The following is a 251-nucleotide window of genomic DNA, read 5'->3' as shown; positions in this document are numbered from 1 at the left end:
GTCTTGGGCGTAGCGGCTGTCGTATTCGTCAAGGTATTCGGTGCGCCATTGGGCGTAGTCGGGATGGTCGGGGGTGATGCTTGCGCCGAGTTTGAGCAGTCCTGCCGCGCCGTGGCTGGCTTGGGTGCGGATTTCGTCCATGCTTTTTTCGGGCAGTCCGTGGCGGTTGAGCAGGGTATTGAGTGCGCCGCCGAGGTCTAGGGCGGTGTCGGCGAGCGTGCCGTCGAGGTCGAACAATACGGCTTGTATCA

Annotated in this window: 1 protein-coding gene; it reads right to left on the bottom strand. The window is 62.2% G+C overall.

Annotation, left to right across the window (positions count from 1 at the left end; genetic code table 11):
* On the bottom strand, positions 1-249 hold a 249-nt coding region (locus ACTHS4_RS12240; RefSeq protein ID WP_440366024.1), incomplete at its 3' end, for an HAD family hydrolase.
* Positions 250-251 lie beyond the last annotated feature (2 nt).

The sequence above is a fragment of the Neisseria sp. P0014.S009 genome, assembly GCF_051958155.1.
Taxonomy (GTDB): Bacteria; Pseudomonadota; Gammaproteobacteria; order Burkholderiales; family Neisseriaceae; genus Neisseria; species Neisseria flavescens_C.
Note: the sequence above shows the minus strand (reverse complement) of the source record. Positions and strands in the feature narration are given on the sequence as shown.